The sequence below is a fragment of the Longivirga aurantiaca genome, assembly GCF_042660085.1.
In the GTDB taxonomy this organism is placed as follows: Bacteria; Actinomycetota; Actinomycetes; order S36-B12; family CAIYMF01; genus Longivirga; species Longivirga aurantiaca.
This window is the reverse complement of record NZ_JBHSTI010000065.1, coordinates 1-15,285: the sequence shown is the minus strand read 5'-3', so window position 1 is coordinate 15,285 and position 15,285 is coordinate 1. Positions and strand designations below refer to the sequence as shown.

The 15,285-nt window shown below is 71.2% G+C and carries 13 protein-coding genes; 7 read left to right on the top strand and 6 right to left on the bottom strand.

The annotated features are described in order from the left end of the window. Positions 1–8 precede the first annotated feature (8 nt). Complete coding sequence (locus tag ACFQGU_RS17780; protein WP_386769037.1) at positions 9–398, bottom strand: VOC family protein; 390 nt, start codon at positions 396–398, stop codon at positions 9–11. A 286-nt stretch (positions 399–684) separates the two neighbouring features. After that, the gene (locus tag ACFQGU_RS17775) at positions 685–1,422 is read right to left on the bottom strand and encodes a maleylpyruvate isomerase family mycothiol-dependent enzyme (RefSeq protein ID WP_386769036.1); all 738 of its coding nucleotides are present in this window, start codon (positions 1,420–1,422) and stop codon (positions 685–687) included. 92 nt (positions 1,423–1,514) lie between these two features. Here ACFQGU_RS17775 and ACFQGU_RS17770 point away from each other — a divergent pair, with 92 nt between their 5' ends. Beyond that, positions 1,515–2,123, top strand: a complete 609-nt coding sequence (locus tag ACFQGU_RS17770) for a TetR/AcrR family transcriptional regulator (protein ID WP_386769035.1) — start codon at positions 1,515–1,517, stop codon at positions 2,121–2,123. Positions 2,124–2,129: 6 nt separating this feature from the next. Here the strand turns inward: ACFQGU_RS17770 and ACFQGU_RS17765 are convergent, their stop codons facing one another. Further along, positions 2,130–2,969, bottom strand: a complete 840-nt coding sequence (locus ACFQGU_RS17765; RefSeq protein ID WP_386769034.1) for a class I SAM-dependent methyltransferase — start codon at positions 2,967–2,969, stop codon at positions 2,130–2,132. 142 nt (positions 2,970–3,111) lie between these two features. Here ACFQGU_RS17765 and ACFQGU_RS17760 point away from each other — a divergent pair, with 142 nt between their 5' ends. Together ACFQGU_RS17760 and ACFQGU_RS17755 are read left to right on the top strand one after the other, a co-directional pair. Next, entirely contained in the window at positions 3,112–3,501 is a 390-nt protein-coding gene (locus ACFQGU_RS17760) for a hypothetical protein (protein ID WP_386769033.1), read from the top strand. Positions 3,502–3,884: 383 nt separating this feature from the next. Further along, on the top strand, positions 3,885–5,474 hold the full coding sequence (locus ACFQGU_RS17755) for a S8 family serine peptidase (RefSeq protein WP_386769032.1): 1,590 nt from the start codon (positions 3,885–3,887) through the stop codon (positions 5,472–5,474). Between the two features lie 73 nt (positions 5,475–5,547). Here ACFQGU_RS17755 and ACFQGU_RS17750 read toward each other — a convergent pair whose 3' ends face one another. Further along, positions 5,548–7,644, bottom strand: coding sequence for a hypothetical protein (locus ACFQGU_RS17750; RefSeq protein ID WP_386769031.1), 2,097 nt, complete (start codon positions 7,642–7,644; stop codon positions 5,548–5,550). 425 nt (positions 7,645–8,069) lie between these two features. Then, positions 8,070–8,240, bottom strand: coding sequence for a hypothetical protein (locus ACFQGU_RS17745; protein ID WP_386769030.1), 171 nt, complete (start codon positions 8,238–8,240; stop codon positions 8,070–8,072). A gap of 93 nt (positions 8,241–8,333) precedes the next feature. Here ACFQGU_RS17745 and ACFQGU_RS17740 point away from each other — a divergent pair, with 93 nt between their 5' ends. Beyond that, complete coding sequence (locus ACFQGU_RS17740; RefSeq protein WP_386769029.1) at positions 8,334–9,338, top strand: helix-turn-helix domain-containing protein; 1,005 nt, start codon at positions 8,334–8,336, stop codon at positions 9,336–9,338. Positions 9,339–9,399: 61 nt separating this feature from the next. Here ACFQGU_RS17740 and rsgA read toward each other — a convergent pair whose 3' ends face one another. Next, positions 9,400–10,449 (bottom strand): ribosome small subunit-dependent GTPase A, encoded by a 1,050-nt coding sequence (gene rsgA, locus ACFQGU_RS17735; protein WP_386769028.1) that lies wholly within the window; start codon positions 10,447–10,449, stop codon positions 9,400–9,402. A 267-nt stretch (positions 10,450–10,716) separates the two neighbouring features. Between rsgA and ACFQGU_RS17730 the strand changes: the two genes are divergently transcribed. The 3 genes from ACFQGU_RS17730 (at position 10,717) to ACFQGU_RS17720 (ending at position 15,273) form a co-directional block, all read left to right on the top strand. Then, the gene (locus tag ACFQGU_RS17730; RefSeq protein ID WP_386769027.1) at positions 10,717–11,631 is read left to right on the top strand and encodes an ABC transporter ATP-binding protein; all 915 of its coding nucleotides are present in this window, start codon (positions 10,717–10,719) and stop codon (positions 11,629–11,631) included. Beyond that, positions 11,624–13,216, top strand: coding sequence for an ABC transporter permease (locus ACFQGU_RS17725; RefSeq protein ID WP_386769026.1), 1,593 nt, complete (start codon positions 11,624–11,626; stop codon positions 13,214–13,216). Before ACFQGU_RS17730 ends, ACFQGU_RS17725 begins: the two co-directional genes overlap by 8 nt. 215 nt (positions 13,217–13,431) lie before the next feature. Next, positions 13,432–15,273 carry an acyl-CoA dehydrogenase gene (locus tag ACFQGU_RS17720; RefSeq protein WP_386769025.1) on the top strand — a complete coding sequence of 614 codons (1,842 nt, stop codon included), beginning with the start codon at positions 13,432–13,434 and terminating at the stop codon, positions 15,271–15,273. Positions 15,274–15,285 lie beyond the last annotated feature (12 nt).

Sequence of the window (15,285 nt, the reverse complement as noted above, 5' to 3'; positions counted from 1 at the left end):
GTTCCCGGTCAGGCGGAGGCGGGGAGGAAGAACTCCAGCGGGATGCCGTCAGGGTCGCGGAAGTTCAGGTGCGTGCCGAACGGCGACACCTCGGGGCCGGTGTTCTCGATCCCGAGCTCCGCGATCCGCGCCGTCCACTCATCGAGCTCTGCCTTGTCGGCGCACACGAAGGCGAGGTGGTCGAGACCGACCCGCTTCTCGGTGAAGCGTTCGTGCGCGACGTCGGGGTCCTGCCGGAGGTCGAGCGCCTGGCCCTCGGGCGTCATGTAGATCGCCATCGGCGCAGGCTCCGCGAACTCGGCGACCTTCGCGAAGCCGAACAGCTCCTCGTACCAGGGGCCGCTCTTGGTGATGTCGGTGACGCTCAGCGCCACGTGCTGGATCTTCATCTGGGGCATGGTGGCTCCTCGTCCTGGCGCGCCGCGCGGGCGCGCGATCACTGCGGGAAGGGAGTGCCGGGGCCGGTAAGGCGGCCGGCCGGGGCACCGACGGGGCGCGGGCTCAGCGAGCACCTGATCGAAGGCGGTCGCATCGCCCCCAGTACCCGGATCGGGGGGCGTGGGCGGCGGGGCCACGGCAGTACGCCGGACCAGCGACAACGCTCGTCATCTCGACCCCCCGGCCTCGGATGCGCCTCGACGCTACGCCTGGCAGCAGCCCGGAGTCGAGCCGGCGCCGAACCTCTCAGAACGGGACGGCGACGCCGAGCAGCCCCGCAGCGGGCGCGCGACCGGCCGCGCACCGGGCGAACTCGACCGCGTCGAGCTCGAGGCGCGCGCCGTCCGCGCCGCGGGAGCGGCGGAGTCCCGCCGGGCCCGTCAGCACGAGGTCGAACGGCTCGTCGTGCAGCGTGGCCCACTCGGCCACGAGGTCGGCCACGAGAACGCCGTCGTGGTCGGCTGTGACTACCGGGTCGCGCCCGGTCGCCCGCGCGATGTCGATCCGGTGCATCCAGGCGTCCCGCGTGTAGATGCGGTCCATGAGATAGCCGACCGGCTTGGTGCCGAGGGGCGGCCCCATCGGCACGACGACCGCGCGCACGAAGCCGGGGATCCGACGGCGGGCCGCGACCCCGCGTCTGCCGGCGTCTTCGAGGTCGGCGACGAGCTCGGCCGCGGCACGGTCGGCGCGGTCGGCCACCTGCACGCAGTTGATGGAGTCGACGAGCACCTCCCGCGGGAAGCGCCGGCGTCCGACGACCGCCTGCCGCACCGACTCGCGGATGCGCGCGTTGCCCTCGGCCGCCCCCACGAGGTGCGCGACCATCGCGCGCACGTCCCACTCGGTGCAGTCGGTCGGGCGCGCCCAGTCCGCGGGCGCGAGGTCGCGCAGCAGGGCGACCAGGCGCGCATACTCCGTCGTCGCCAGATCCATCCACGTGTCGTGGTCCACGGCCGCCACCTCGCTGGTCGTCGTGCTCATCGTGCCCTCCCGGGGACCGATCGGTACTTCCTAACGACGTTAGGGTGATCTCCCCATTGCCTCACGTCAAGAGGTTTGCCTACGATCGTTAGGTGGAAGGGGCGAGCACAGCACGGGACCGCAAGGCCGAGCGTCACCAGACGACGCGGCGCGAGGTGCTCGAGGTCGCCTGGCGGCTCGCCGCCGAGCGCGGCTTGACCGGCTGGACGCTGGGGGACGTCGCGGCCGGCGTCGGGATGCGCGCGCCGTCGCTCTACGTCTACTTCGCCAGCAAGAACGACCTCTACGACGCGCTCTTCGCCGACGGCTACCGGCAGATGGCCGAGGCCGCCGACCGGGTCGACGGGACCGGCCCACCGCTCGACCTGCTGCGTCGCGTCGCGCACTTCTTCGTCGACTTCTGCGCCGCCGACGCCGCGCGCTACCAGCTGCTCTTCCTGCGCACGATCCCCGGCTTCGAGCCGTCGCCCACGTCGTACGCCGGGGCGGTCGCGATGCTGGACCGGTCGCGGGAGGTGCTGGCCGCGGCCGGCGCCTCCCGGCAGAAGGAACTGGACCTCTGGACGGCGCTGCTCACCGGCCTCGCCTCGCAGCAGATCAGCAACGACCCGGGCGGCAACCGGTGGCGGCGCCTCACCGACGACGCCGTCGACATGTTCGTCGCCACCCGGATCACCAAGGCCAAGCGCCGCAGCTCCTGACCGTCGTCAGGGCCGCAGGGCGAGCGTGTGCCGCACACCTTGGACGAACGTGACCGACCCGTCCGCGTCGGCGTACGACGCGAGCCGCGCGTAGGCCTCGGCGCGCACGGCGGCGCGCTCATCCTCGGGCACGCCCATCCACATCCGCCGCTGGCCGACCGACCAGGTGAAAGCGTGCCACTGGTCAGCGTCGGCGAACCGCACCTCGACGGCACCGGTCACCGTGCGCACGTCGGTGAAGCCCGCTGCGGCCACCAGGGCCTCCATCCCTGCATCCGATCCGAACGGGCCGGCCGCACCGCTCGTCCGAGCATCGCGCAGGTCGGGCGGGAGGTACGGCGTGAACACCTCGTCGACGGCGTCCCAGCGGGGATCGTTCGCACCGAACGTCGTCACGCCGAGCCGGCCGCCGGGACGCAGCAGCCCGAGCCACGCCTGCAGCGCCGACTGCGGATCGGTGAGGAAGAACAGCACGAGCGAGGACGAGACGGTGTCGAACGGCCCGTGCACGGCGGGGGTCTGCGCGTCGTCCTGCACGAGCTCCACGAACGGCAGACCGCGGGCCTCGGCCACGTCGCGGCACACGTCGAGCATCCCGGAGGAGATGTCGGTGCCGACAGCGCGGCCGTCCTGGCCGATCACGTCGGCCGCAGGCAGCAGCACCGCGCCGCGGCCGACCCCGATGTCGAGCCAGTGCTCGCCGGGCGCCGGCGGTAGCGCGGCGAGCAGGCCCGCGGCGATCGGGCCGAAGAAGTCGACGCCGACGGCGTCGTAGGTGGCCGACAGTGCGTCGAACAACCGGCCGACCTGACGGGCGTGCTCGGTGCCGATCTCGTCAGGGCTCATCCCGTGAGGGTGGCACCGCTGGCGGCCGCTGCCCACCCCCGAACGGACAACTCTCCGGGCATCGGACATCGGGCATCGGACATCGATCTCGATCCGGCCGCGCTGCCGGCGCCGGCCGCGCGCTCAGTCCTACCGTCGGCGCATGAGCACCGCCACGGAGCCGCACGGCGCCTCGACGACGTCGATCGTGGCCGTCGTGCTGCTGACCGTCGCCGGGCTCGTCCTCCTGCTGCTCCCGGCGTACCTGCTCGTCTGGTTCAGCGCCGCGTTCTCCAGGGGCGCGTCCTGCGACGTGGGGCTGACCGCGTGGTGCCGACCGGGCTGGGGGATGCGGCAGCTGTGGGCCCTGCTCGCGATGGTCGTCGTGGCGCTCGCGCTCCTCGTGGCCTCCTGGGTGACGCTTGCCCGAGGGCAGGGCCGCCGCGCCGTGCGCCTGGTGGTGATCGGGGCGGCGTGTGCCCTCCTCGCGGTCGCGGTCGCGACCGCCGGCGCCTGGGCCGATCCGTTCCTGCCCGACGGCTGGGTCGTCTGACGCCTCGCCCGGCTCTCCCCTGAGCCCCGGCTGGGCCTTGCGGGTGACCGCCCGCAGTCGACGCACGTAGCGTCGGCCACGCCACGGCGAGCAGCGTCTGCGCGGGCGGCCTGGCCCTTGTCCGATGTGTCTCGATCGTCCTGACCAGACCGCCCCGATGCCTGGCCCGAACGGGTGATGTCGCACCCGGTCACGCCACAGCACCCGGTCGGCTCATGGAGCCGCGACCCTCTCCTGCCGTTCAAGACACAGAGTGCGAGCAGCCGATTCCTACGGCAGTCGCAGCGGGCGACGGTGCTCCTCTCGCGCCGACGACGTCCCGCACGGAGGTCGAGATGAAGCACACCCAGCAGTTCAGCGGTTCGCACGCAAGGACCCGGTCGGTGAACCACGCACGCCCCGAACCGGCCCGCCGCGCGTCCACCCGTGTCGTCGCCGGTGTCGCTTCGCTCGGACTGATGGCCGCCGGGTCGCTCGCCGTCCTTCCCATGGCCGACGCGGGGGTTGAGGTGTCCGGCCGCGTCATCGTCGGCTTCGACGACGGCTCCGCGCCCGGCGCGATCCGGGCGATCGAGGGGGCGGGCGGACGCGTCTTGAAGGTGTACGACAACATCGACGCCGCCGCAGCCACGCTTCCGCCCGGTGCAAGCCGTGGGCTCCTTCGGGCGCGGGGCATCTCCTACATCGAGGCGGACACCCAGCGCGAGGCCACCACGACCCCGAACGATCCCTACTACCCCAAGACCGGACCGATCGCAGGCGGTGAGTGGGGGCTCTGGCGCACGCGCACGGATCAGGTCTGGACGAGCGTGGGCTACGGCAGCGCCACGGTGAAGATCGCCGTCGTCGACAGCGGCGTCGCGGCGTCCCACACCGACCTGGCCGGGCAGGTGCTCGTGGGTCGCAACGTGCTGACGGGCGGAACCGACACGGTCGACACGGACGGCCACGGCACATACATCGCAGGGCTGATAGCCGCGAAGCCGGACAACGGCATCGGCGTCATCGGCGTCTGCGGCGGCTGCCGCATCCTGCCTGTGAAGGTCACGAACGGCGGCTCGGCATCGGACAGCTCGCTCGCGTCCGGGATCACCTGGGCTGCGGACAACGGCGCACGCATCATCAACGTGAGCTTCGCGGGTACGGCCACCTCCACGACGCTCGGGCACGCCGTGGCGTACGCCAGGAGCAAGGGGGCCCTGGTCGTCGCGGCGGCAGGCAACTTCGGGTCCAGCGCCATCACGTACCCCGCAGGCTTCGCCGGAGTGGTCGCCGTCGCGGCGACCTCGAACCTCACCGGCGACCCGTTGCAGGGCTACTCCAGCTTCGGCTCCTGGGTCGACGTCGCCGCCCCGGCAGGGCTTCCGACGACGACGCTCAGCAGCTACTCGACCGTCGGCGGGACGTCGCTGGCAGCGCCGTTCGTGGCAGGCGTCGCGGGACTGCTCCTGACGGGACAGCCGGCCCTGACGGGCACGCAGCTCGAGGCGGCCGTCGTCGTCGGCGCCGACCCGGTCAGCGGGCAGGCGGACTTCGGCCGCATCGACGCCCTGGACGCCCTGGCCGGTGTGACCGGCGGGTCGCCGTCGTCCTCCCCGACGCCGACCGCGTCCCCGACGGCCACCGCGTCCCCCACGCCGACGGCCGTCGAGCCGTCCCCGACGGCGACGCCGACGAGCAGCCCCGCGCCGACGACGTCCGTGACCTCGACGTTCACGGGCAGCCTGAACCGTAAGCAGACCAAGCTCACCTACCGCGTCAGCGCCGCAGCCGCCGGCGACCTGAGCACGTCGCTCACATTCGGCTGCCCGAGCCTCGTGATCACCGTTGCCGATCAGGCAGGCAACGCCCTCGGCACGATGACGGGCGGGAGCGTGCTGCGGATGAGCGCGGCAGTCCCCGCAGCGCAGGTGGCGATCACCGTGTCCGGCAGCACCAAGTGCTCCTTCAGCCTGGTGGTCACGACCCCCTGACGACAGCAGCGTGAAGGCCCGGACCACAAGGTGATCCGGGCCTTCACGGCTATCGACTCAGGTGCTCACCCGATCAGGGAGCGAACACCTTGTTGTTGTTGATCGCGTCGAACGTGTCCTTCGCCAGCTCCTGGACGGACTTCACGTTCTCGTACCAGTAGCTGCCGCCCTGGTTCGACTGGCTCGCGGCGTACGCGAGCAGCTGGCTCACGGTGGCATACGTCGCGCCGCCGAACGCCGACGAGACGTCCTCGAACGACGAGCAGGCCGCCGCGTCAGCGCAGATGGCCGTCAGGTCGATCGTCACTCCGCCGAGTGCCTGCGGCGCGCCGAGCGGGTTGCCGTTGGCCGGGTCGGAGAAGTAGACGTCGAGCGCCGTCGCCAGCATCTGCGCCTTGAGCATCGCGTTCATCGACGCACCGCTCGCGTTCGCCGCCTTGATCACCGAGTAGACGTACCTGGTGACCGTGTCGGTCTTCACGCCGCCGTTGAGCGAGGTGACCGCGGTGCCGCACGGAGCCGTTGCCGAGAGGTCCTGGAACGGCGCGTAGCCGCGCAGGAACGGCGTCAGCTTGCAGACCGTGGAGCCCGACGGGGTGCCCGCGCCGGCGACGATCCTCTGGCCGTTGTTGTTCTGCCAGAAGCCCATCGTCTTCGCGCCCGTGTTGATCGGCCCGCAGACCGTCACCGAGGCGCTGTCCTCACCCGTGACCTCGTCGTCATCGGTGGCGGTGAACGTCGCGGTGTTGTCGTACTGCACGCAGCCGTACGTCGGGACCGGCACGGTTCGCCCGTAGGTGAGGGTGAACGTGCCCGGCGTGGTGGCGGTGGCTGCCGCGTACGCGACGGAGACCGCCGGGTTGCTCGCGGACACGCCGGACGACGTGCCGTCGGCGCACACGGTGGCGAGGACGGTGCCGGCGGGAGCAGCGACCGTGGAGAGGTGGAACGAGTCATCGACCACGACGCAGCCGTTCACGTCCGTGCCGGTGAACACGATCTCCTCGAACATGTTCTGGGCGTAGCCGCCGAGCAGGTACCCGGCATCGCCGAGGTCCTGGTCGGGCCAGGTGACCGTGACGACGTTCGAGAGCGGCTCATCGTCGGCCGGGAGCGCGGAGAGATCGCACTCGTACGCGAAGGTCGCCTCACCGGGCTCGCCGCCCGCAGAGCCCGGGATGGTCGCGTCCGTTCCGCCGGTCACGGTGCAGACGGTGCCGTCGCTGAGGACGTCGTCGATGTCGACCCCGGAGACTGCGGCGTCGTTGGGGTTGGTCACCGTGATCTCACCGGTGACCTTGATGTCCGAGACCGTGCCGTCGTCGTGCGTGACCTCGACCTTGTAGTTGAAGGTGGCGTTGCCGCCGACCTTCTTGATCTCGTCGGGACCCACCACGGACTTGTCGATCTCCCACGCGTACGTGGTGTCGTACGAGCCCTCGGCGTCCTTGACCACGGTGAGGTCGGCGGCCGGCGGCCGCTCCTCGTCGCCCGTCCGCACCATGAACGCGTCGTACTTGCACGTCGACGGGTTCACACCCGGGAGGCCCAAGGCGGTGTCGAGCTCTCCGGCGATCTTGCAGACCGCGAGGATGTAGACGCCGCCCGGGTTCGTGGTGTCGTCGTACGGCATCAGACGGATCTTGTTGTCGTCGAACGTGTGCGAGCCGCTGTAGCTGATGACGCCGTTCGTCACGGTGAAGGTGCGGTTGGTGTAGGCGTCGCCCGAGCCGACGGCCGTGCCGTCGGCGTTCAGGTCGCCGGAGGTCCACGGTGCGGCGACGGTGTCAGACAGGTTCTTGTCCGTGCCGTCGTTGGGGTTGGCGGTGGCGTTCGCGCCCTGCCCCCCTGGGACGACCACGGCGAAGAAGTACGTTCCGTCGTTGACGCCCGCGCTGTCCGGCAGGCCCGAGAGCCAGACGTACGACTTGTCGCCGTACTGGTTGCAGTTGACCTCGGGGTTGCCGTTCTTGCAGAGGTCTTCCAGGGTCACGCCACCGGCGACGTCGAGGTCGGCGTTGGCGTTGATGGTGGTGCTCACGGCGCCCGAAACGGGTGCCGGCGGAGCAGCGGATGCGAGCGGCGCCGACACTGCGGCGAGGCCTGCCACGAGAAGGGTCCCGGCGGCGATGGTGCCGACGGCCCTCCGGGCTCGTGCGTTGATGTTCATGCGATGGACGTCCTTCCCCTAGGACTGGTCCATGAGCCAGCGGTGCGGGTCCCCGTCACGCAACCTCATGGTTTGCTCAAGCAAGGCCACTGTTTCGCCTCGACGACCACTTACGCACGGTGAGTTCCACATTCTCTCGGCTATTTCACTCTGTGTAATCATCCCTGTTCATAGAGGTGCCGCTCCCCGAACCTCATCTGCTCGCTGTGTCCCAGTCAGCCGAACGGCCCATACTCATCGTCACTCTGTGTCAGCCGACGAAGGCGGCGCCGCGTACCCGTCGGCCCACGCTCTGCGCGTGCCGCGAGCGCACCGCACGGGTCCGACGCACCACCTCCCCGGGTGAGGCCCCGGACGGCTCGGTCGTCTGACGCGCGACCGCCCGGGCACGCGGTGCGTGTCCGGGCGGTTCGGTCCGCGGCGGGTCAGACCGACCAGCGGCCGACGCCGCCGTCGTTCCACCGGGGGGCGAAGGCGTCGCACGCGGAGCACGGGACGTGACGGGCGGGGTCCCGGCGCACGGCCCGGACGACGGCGACCACGGCGAGGGCGGTGGTCGCGAGCAGCAGGAGGAGGAGGAACGCTGCGGTGGTCATGGCAGTAATCCTGCTCGCGTAGGGATCCTGTCACCAGTGGCAGGAAAGCCAGTCCACGTAGACTTCCTGCCAGTGATGCGGCATCCTCCTCCCATGGCCGCACCCGCCCGTGACGTCGTCGCCCTGCTCGTCGGCGAGACGTACGCACCGTTCGAGCTCGGCGTCGTCTACGAGGTGTTCGGCGTCGACCGCACCGAGGACGGCGTGCCCGCCTTCGACTTCGCCGTCGCCTCGGTGCACGAGCGCGTGCACGCGTCGTACGGCGGCATGGACCTCCTGCCCGAGCACCGGCTCGACCGCGTCGCGACGGCGGACATCATCTGCATCCCGGCCCTCGGTCTCGACGAGGAGCCCGGGGTCGACCTCGTGCTCGCCCCCGACGTGGTCGAGGCGCTGCATGCAGCCGTGGCCCGTGGCGCGCGCATCCTCACCGTGTGCACCGGCTCGTACGTCGCCGCTGCCGCCGGACTGCTCGAGGGGCGCAAGGCGACGACGCACTGGCGCTACGTCGAGGACTTCGCCCGGCGCTACCCGACGATCGACGTGCAGCCCGACGTCCTCTACGTCGAGGACGGCCAGATCCTCACGAGCGCGGGCACCGCGGCCGGCATCGACCTCTGCCTGCACGTGGTGCGCCAGGACTACGGCTCGCGCGTCGCGAACGCGATCGCGCGGCGCATGGTGGTGCCGCCGCACCGCGACGGCGGCCAGGCGCAGTACGTCGCCCTGCCCATCCCCGTCACGAGCGAGGATGGCCTCGGCCCCACGCTCGACTGGATGCTCGCGCACCTCGACGAGGAGATCGGCGTCGACGACATGGCGCAGCATGCGCTCATGAGCCCGCGCACCTTCGCGCGGCGCTTCCGCGAGGAGGCGGGCACCACGCCGTACTCCTGGCTGATCTCCCGCAGAGTCGACGCCGCGAGCAGGCTCCTCGAGGACACCACCCTCGGCGTCGACGAGATCGCCACGAAGGTCGGCTTCGGCTCGGGCACCGTCCTGCGCCACCACTTCGGCCGGATCCGCGGCACCTCGCCGCTCGCCTACCGCCGCACGTTCTGCTGCGTCCCCGACGAGACCGACGCCCAGACCGCCTGAGCCTCACCCGATCTGGATGCCTGAGAGTCCGCTCTAGGTGCCTCCGAGGCATCCAGATCGATCAGGGGCGGGAGCGCGAGCGGCCCTCGCGCGTCAGCTGGGCCCAGCGCCTGCGCTCCTCCGAGGCGAGCCGTGCGTCCTGCTTGCGGGCGAGGTGCGCGAGCTCGCGCTGCAGCTTGCGCCACGACTCGAGGCGGTCCTCGTCGAGCTCGCCAGCCTCGACCGCGGCGAGCACCGCGCACCCCGGCTCCGAGTGGTGGCCGCAGTCGCTGAAGCGGCAGCCGGCGGCGAGCGTGTCGACGTCGACGAACGTCGCCTCGAGCGCGTCGTCGTCGGCCCAGATCACCAGCTCGCGCATCCCCGGGGTGTCGAGCACCAGGCCGCCGCCTGGCAGCGGCACCAGGTGCCGGGCCGACGTCGTGTGTACTCCGCGGTTGTCGCTGCGCACCGCGGTGGTGGCCAGCACCTCATGGCCGACGAGCGCGTTCACGAGCGTCGACTTCCCTGCGCCCGACGGCCCGATCGCAGCGCCGGTGACGCCGGGCGGGATGAGCGCGCGCACGACGTCGAGGCCGTCGCCGTCGTACGACGACACCGCGAGCACCTCGACCCCGATCGCGACGGAGCGCACCTCGTCGAGCGTCTGCGCGACGTCGCCGTGCAGGAGGTCGGACTTCGTGACGACCACGACCGGCATCGCGCCCGACTCCCAGACGACGGTGAGCTCGCGCTCGAGGCGTCGGGCGTTGAGCGAGTGCGCCGGGGCGCAGACGAGCACCAGGTCGACGTTCGCGGCGATCACCTGCTCGACCGTGCGCTGCCCGGCCTGCTTGCGCGCGAGCGTCGTACGGCGGGGCAGCACGGCCTCGATCACGGGGTCGGCGGCACCGCCGGCGAGCAGCACCCAGTCGCCCGCGACGGGCAACGACCCGGGCTCGGCACGCAGCCGGCCGCGGACCCCGACGCTGTGCTCGGCTGCGCCGTCGTGCACGCGCCACACGTCGCGGCCCTGCAGCGTGACGCGCGCTGGGCGGACGTCGTCGTCGGACGGATCGGGGAGGAAGGACGGGTCCCAGCCGAGATCGGCGAGGGACGGGACAGCAGTGGACACCTGGGCTCCAGCGGTGGGCCCGCTGCGCCGTGCGCGCGGGCTGCGGTCGGGGAGGCCGGGGTCGAGCGGGAGGTACGGCGAGCGAGAACGGCTCAGCCGCAGGCGATCCCGGGGACGCCGGCAGAGATTCGGGCAGCCATGACGTCCTCCTCAGGTGCGGCGCCGGACGGCGCGCTCTCGACACCACGGTAGGCCCGGGATCGCCCTGTCGTCTCGTCGGTTTCTGCTGCTGCCCCATCGGCGTCCATGGAGGAGTAGGAAGGACGCGTGGGCACAGACGTAGTCATCGACATCCAGGGCCTCGTCAAGCACTACGGGACGACGAAGGCGCTCGACGGCCTCGACCTGCAGGTACGCCGCGGCGAGGTGCACGGGTTCCTCGGCCCGAACGGCGCGGGGAAGACGACGACCTTGCGCGTGATGCTGGGCACGGCCCGGGCCGATGCGGGGGCAGCGGTCGTGCTCGGCATGGACCCCTGGCGCGACAGCACCGCGTTGCACGCGCGCCTGGCCTACGTCCCGGGCGATGTCGCGCTCTGGCCCAACCTCACCGGCGGCGAGGTCATCGACCTCATGGGGCGGCTGCAGGGCGGCCACGACCGGACCCGGCGTGACGAGCTGCTCGAGATGTTCGAGCTCGACCCCACGAAGAAGTCGCGGTCGTACTCGAAGGGCAACCGCCAGAAGGTCGCCCTCGTCGCCGCCCTCGCCTCGGACGCCGAGGTATTCCTCCTCGACGAGCCGACGAGCGGCCTCGACCCGCTGATGGAGGAGAGCTTCCGCGGCTACGTCCGGCGGCTGCGCACCGACGGCCGGACAGTGCTGCTGTCCAGCCATGTGCTCGCCGAGGTCGACGCCGTGTGCGACCGCGTGTCGATCGTCCGTGCGGGTCGCACCGTGGAGACCGGCTCGCTCGCCGACCTCCGGCACCTGCAGCGCATGACCGTCGTGGCCGTCACCGAGCACACGTTGCACGGCATCGAGGACGTCGACGGGCTCCACGACGTCCGCCATCAGGGCAACGAGCTGCACTGCACCGTCGAGCCTCGGGCGCTCAACGAGCTGGTGTCGCACCTCGCGGCGGCAGGGATCGTCACGCTTGAGAGCCGCCCGCCGTCGTTGGAGGAGCTGTTCCTCGGCCACTACGAGCTGGCGACGACGGAGGCGGCACCGGATGCCTGACACGCAGGCCGGCCTCGGCACGATGCTGCGCCTGGCCGCGCGGCGCGACCGCATCCTCGTGCCGGCGTGGGTGCTCGGCATGGCAGGGATGGCAGGGCTCTCCGCGGCGGCGACAGTCGACCTGTACCCGACCGAGGAGCAGCGGCTGGTCGCCGCAGAGGCGATCAACTCCTCCGCAGCGATCGTCGCGCTGTACGGCCGGGTCTACGACCCGCAGTCGATCGGTGCGCTCTCGATGATCAAGCTCACCGCGTTCGGCGCCGCGATCATCGGAATCGTCATGCTGTTCCTGGTGATCCGGCACACCCGGGCGGAGGAGGAACCGGGTCGGCTGGAGCTGCTCAGCGGAGGCCGCCTCGGCCGCGATGCGCCCCTGACGGCCGCCCTCCTGCTCGCGGCCATCGCCAGCGTGTCCATCGGCGTACTCACCACCATCGCCAACACTGCGTCCGGGCTGCCGTTCGTGGGATCGCTCGCGTTCGGTGCCGGATGGGCGGCAACGGGCATCGTGTACGCCTCCGTGGGCGCAGTGGTCGCGCAGCTGACGACGAACGCCCGGACTGCACGCGGGATCGGGCTCCTCGTGATCGCGGTGACCTACGGGCTGCGCGCCGTCGGCGATCTCGCCGAGCCGGGCCCGTCGTGGCTGTCGTGGCTGTCGCCGATCGGGTGGAACCAGCAGCTGCGCGCGTACGCCGGTGATCGCTGGTCGGTCCTTCTCCTCCCCCTGCTGGTGACGGCGGTCCTGATGGCGGTCGCCTACCGGCTGAGGGCCGCTCGCGACCTCGGGGCGGGCCTGCGCGCGGACCGGCGAGGGCCTGCGCGCGGAGCACTGTCCGGGATCGGGTCGCTGGCGTGGCGCCTGCAGGGGCGCTCGCTCATCGCATGGGCGACCGCGTTCGTGGTGTTCGGTGCGCTGCTCGGTTCGTTGGCCAGCACCGTCGACGACCTCATCACGTCGGAGGAGATGCGCGAGCTCTTCGACAAGATCGGCGGCTCCGGCATCCTGGTCGACGGGTTCCTCGGCGCGGAGGTCGCGATCATCGGCGCCATCGCTGCGGCGTACGGCATATCGGCCGCCGAGCGGTTGCGCTCGGAAGAGGTCGAGGGCCGGCTCGAGCCTCTGCTCGCCACCTCGACGACGCGCACGCGGTGGGCGCTGAGCCACTACGTCATCGCATGGTGCGGCGTCGCGGCGCTGATGCTGCTGGTCGGCCTCGCACTCGGTGCCGCGGCGGCGCAGTCCCTCGGCGACACCGGGCAGATCTCGCGCATCGTGGTTGCGGGGCTTGCCCAGGTGCCCGCCGCCTGGGTCGTGACCAGCCTCGTCCTGCTCCTCTTCGGGTGGGTCCCCCGCGCTTCGGGTCTGGCGTGGGGGCTGCTCGTGGCGTTCGTGGCGCTCGGCGAGTTCGGATCGCTGTGGGGGGCGCCCGGATGGCTGATGGGCCTGTCCCCGCTGCACTGGTCGCCGCGGCTGCCCGTCACGGGCGACGCCGTCGTCCCGCTGGCCTCGCTCCTGCTCATCGCCGTCGCCCTGTCGCTCGTCGGGCTCGCGGGCTGGCGCCGCCGCGACACCCCCGTGTGAGCTGGACCGTGCGCGAGCTACTGCCCGAAGTGGGGCTACAGGCGCGTTCAACACCCCACTGTGGGCAGTAACTCGGGGCTCTGACCTGCGACGACGCGCTCTCAGCGGATTCGTGACCCGGGTGGTCTTGCGGGAGTTACCGGTCGGTAGCATCATGGGTTACCGACGGGTAACCGCCAGCCGCTCCCGGCTGGCCGAACACGGGAGACCGGGCCATGAGCCACTACAAGTCCAACCTGCGCGACATCGAGTTCAACCTCTTCGAGGTCTTCGGGGCGCAGGACAGGCTGGGCCACGGCCCGTTCGCCGACCTCGACGTCGAGACCGCGCGGCACACCCTCGTCGAGGTCGAGCGCCTCGCGACCGGCCCGCTGGCCGCGTCGTTCGTCGAGGCCGACCGCACCCCGCCGGTCTACGACCCGGTCGCCTGCACGGTCACGATGCCCGAGGGCTTCAAGGCGTCGTACAAGGCGCTGATGGACTCCCACTTCTGGACCCTCGACCTGCCCAAGCACCTCGGCGGCCCGGGCGCCCCGCCCTCGCTGCGCTGGGCCGCGAGCGAGCTCATGCTCGGCGCCAACCCGCCGGCGTTCATGTACATGTCGGGCCCCGGCTTCGCCGCGATCCTCGACCACCTCGGCAACGAGGAGCAGAAGAAGATCGCCCAGATCATGATCGAGCGCCAGTGGGGCGCCACCATGGTGCTCACCGAGCCCGACGCCGGCTCCGACGTCGGCGCCGGCCGCACCAAGGCCGTGCAGCAGGCCGACGGCACCTGGCACATCACCGGCGTGAAGCGGTTCATCACCTCCGCCGAGCACGACATGACCGAGAACATCGTGCACCTGGTGCTCGCGCGCCCCGAGGGCGCGCGCGGCGGCACGAAGGGCCTCTCGCTGTTCGTCGTCCCGAAGTTCCACTTCGACCACGCGACGGGTGAGCTCACCGGCGAGCGCAACGGCGTCTACACGACCAACGTCGAGAAGAAGATGGGCATCAAGGTCTCCACGACCTGCGAGCTCACCTTCGGCGACAAGGAGCCGGCTGTCGGCTGGCTCGTGGGCGACGTGCACGACGGCATCGCGCAGATGTTCAAGGTCATCGAGTACGCCCGGATGATGGTGGGCACCAAGGCGATCGCCACGCTGTCGACCGGTTACCTGAACGCCCTCGAGTACGCCAAGAACCGCGTGCAGGGCGGCGACCTCGCCGAGTTCGCCGACAAGGACGCGCCGCGCGTGACCATCACGCACCACCCCGACGTCCGCCGCAGCCTCATGCTGCAGAAGTCGTACGCCGAGGGCATGCGCGCTCTCGTGCACTACACGGCGTGGTGGCAGGACCAGGTCGAGCTCAACCTGCTCGGCGGCGACGCCGAGGTCGACCTCGACCTCGCCGAGCGCGTCAACGACCTGCTGCTCCCGATCGTGAAGGGCGTCGGCTCGGAGCGCTCGTTCGAGCAGCTCACGCAGTCGCTGCAGACGCTCGGCGGCTCGGGCTTCCTGCAGGACTACCCGATCGAGCAGTACATGCGCGACTCCAAGATCGACACGCTCTACGAGGGCACCACGGCGATCCAGGGCCTCGACCTGTTCTTCCGCAAGATGGTGCGCGACCAGTTCCAGGCGCTCACGCGCGTCGGCGGCGAGATCCAGGACTTCGCCAAGGGCGACGCCGGCAACGGCAAGCTCGCCAAGGAGCGCGAGATGCTGGGCAAGGCGCTCGAGGACGTGCAGGGCATCGTCGGCACGCTCGGCGGCTACGCGATGAAGTCGCAGCAGGACAAGACCGAGCTCTACAAGGTCGGACAGCACACCACACGCCTGCTGCTCTGCCTCGGCGACCTCATCATCGGCTGGCTGCTCCTGCGCCAGGCGGCTGTCGCGGTGGAGGCCCTCGCCGGCGACGTGTCGGACAAGGACCGCGACTTCTACACCGGCAAGATCGCTGCGGCGAAGTTCTTCGCGGCGCAGCGCTTCCCGCTGCTCACGGCCGAGCGCACCATCGCCGAGGCCGCGGACAACGACCTCATGGACGTCGACGAGGCCGCCTTCTAGGCGACCGCGTCG

Coding starts and splice junctions, on each gene's coding strand:
- ACFQGU_RS17760 (WP_386769033.1), top strand. CDS start 3,112: ATGAGCACCGCCACGGAGCCGCACGGCGCCTCGACGACGTCGATCGTG.
- ACFQGU_RS17725 (WP_386769026.1), top strand. CDS start 11,624: ATGCCTGACACGCAGGCCGGCCTCGGCACGATGCTGCGCCTGGCCGCG.
- ACFQGU_RS17775 (WP_386769036.1), bottom strand. CDS start 1,422: ATGAGCACGACGACCAGCGAGGTGGCGGCCGTGGACCACGACACGTGG.
- ACFQGU_RS17750 (WP_386769031.1), bottom strand. CDS start 7,644: ATGAACATCAACGCACGAGCCCGGAGGGCCGTCGGCACCATCGCCGCC.
- ACFQGU_RS17720 (WP_386769025.1), top strand. CDS start 13,432: ATGAGCCACTACAAGTCCAACCTGCGCGACATCGAGTTCAACCTCTTC.
- ACFQGU_RS17765 (WP_386769034.1), bottom strand. CDS start 2,969: ATGAGCCCTGACGAGATCGGCACCGAGCACGCCCGTCAGGTCGGCCGG.
- ACFQGU_RS17745 (WP_386769030.1), bottom strand. CDS start 8,240: ATGACCACCGCAGCGTTCCTCCTCCTCCTGCTGCTCGCGACCACCGCC.
- ACFQGU_RS17780 (WP_386769037.1), bottom strand. CDS start 398: ATGCCCCAGATGAAGATCCAGCACGTGGCGCTGAGCGTCACCGACATC.
- ACFQGU_RS17740 (WP_386769029.1), top strand. CDS start 8,334: ATGGCCGCACCCGCCCGTGACGTCGTCGCCCTGCTCGTCGGCGAGACG.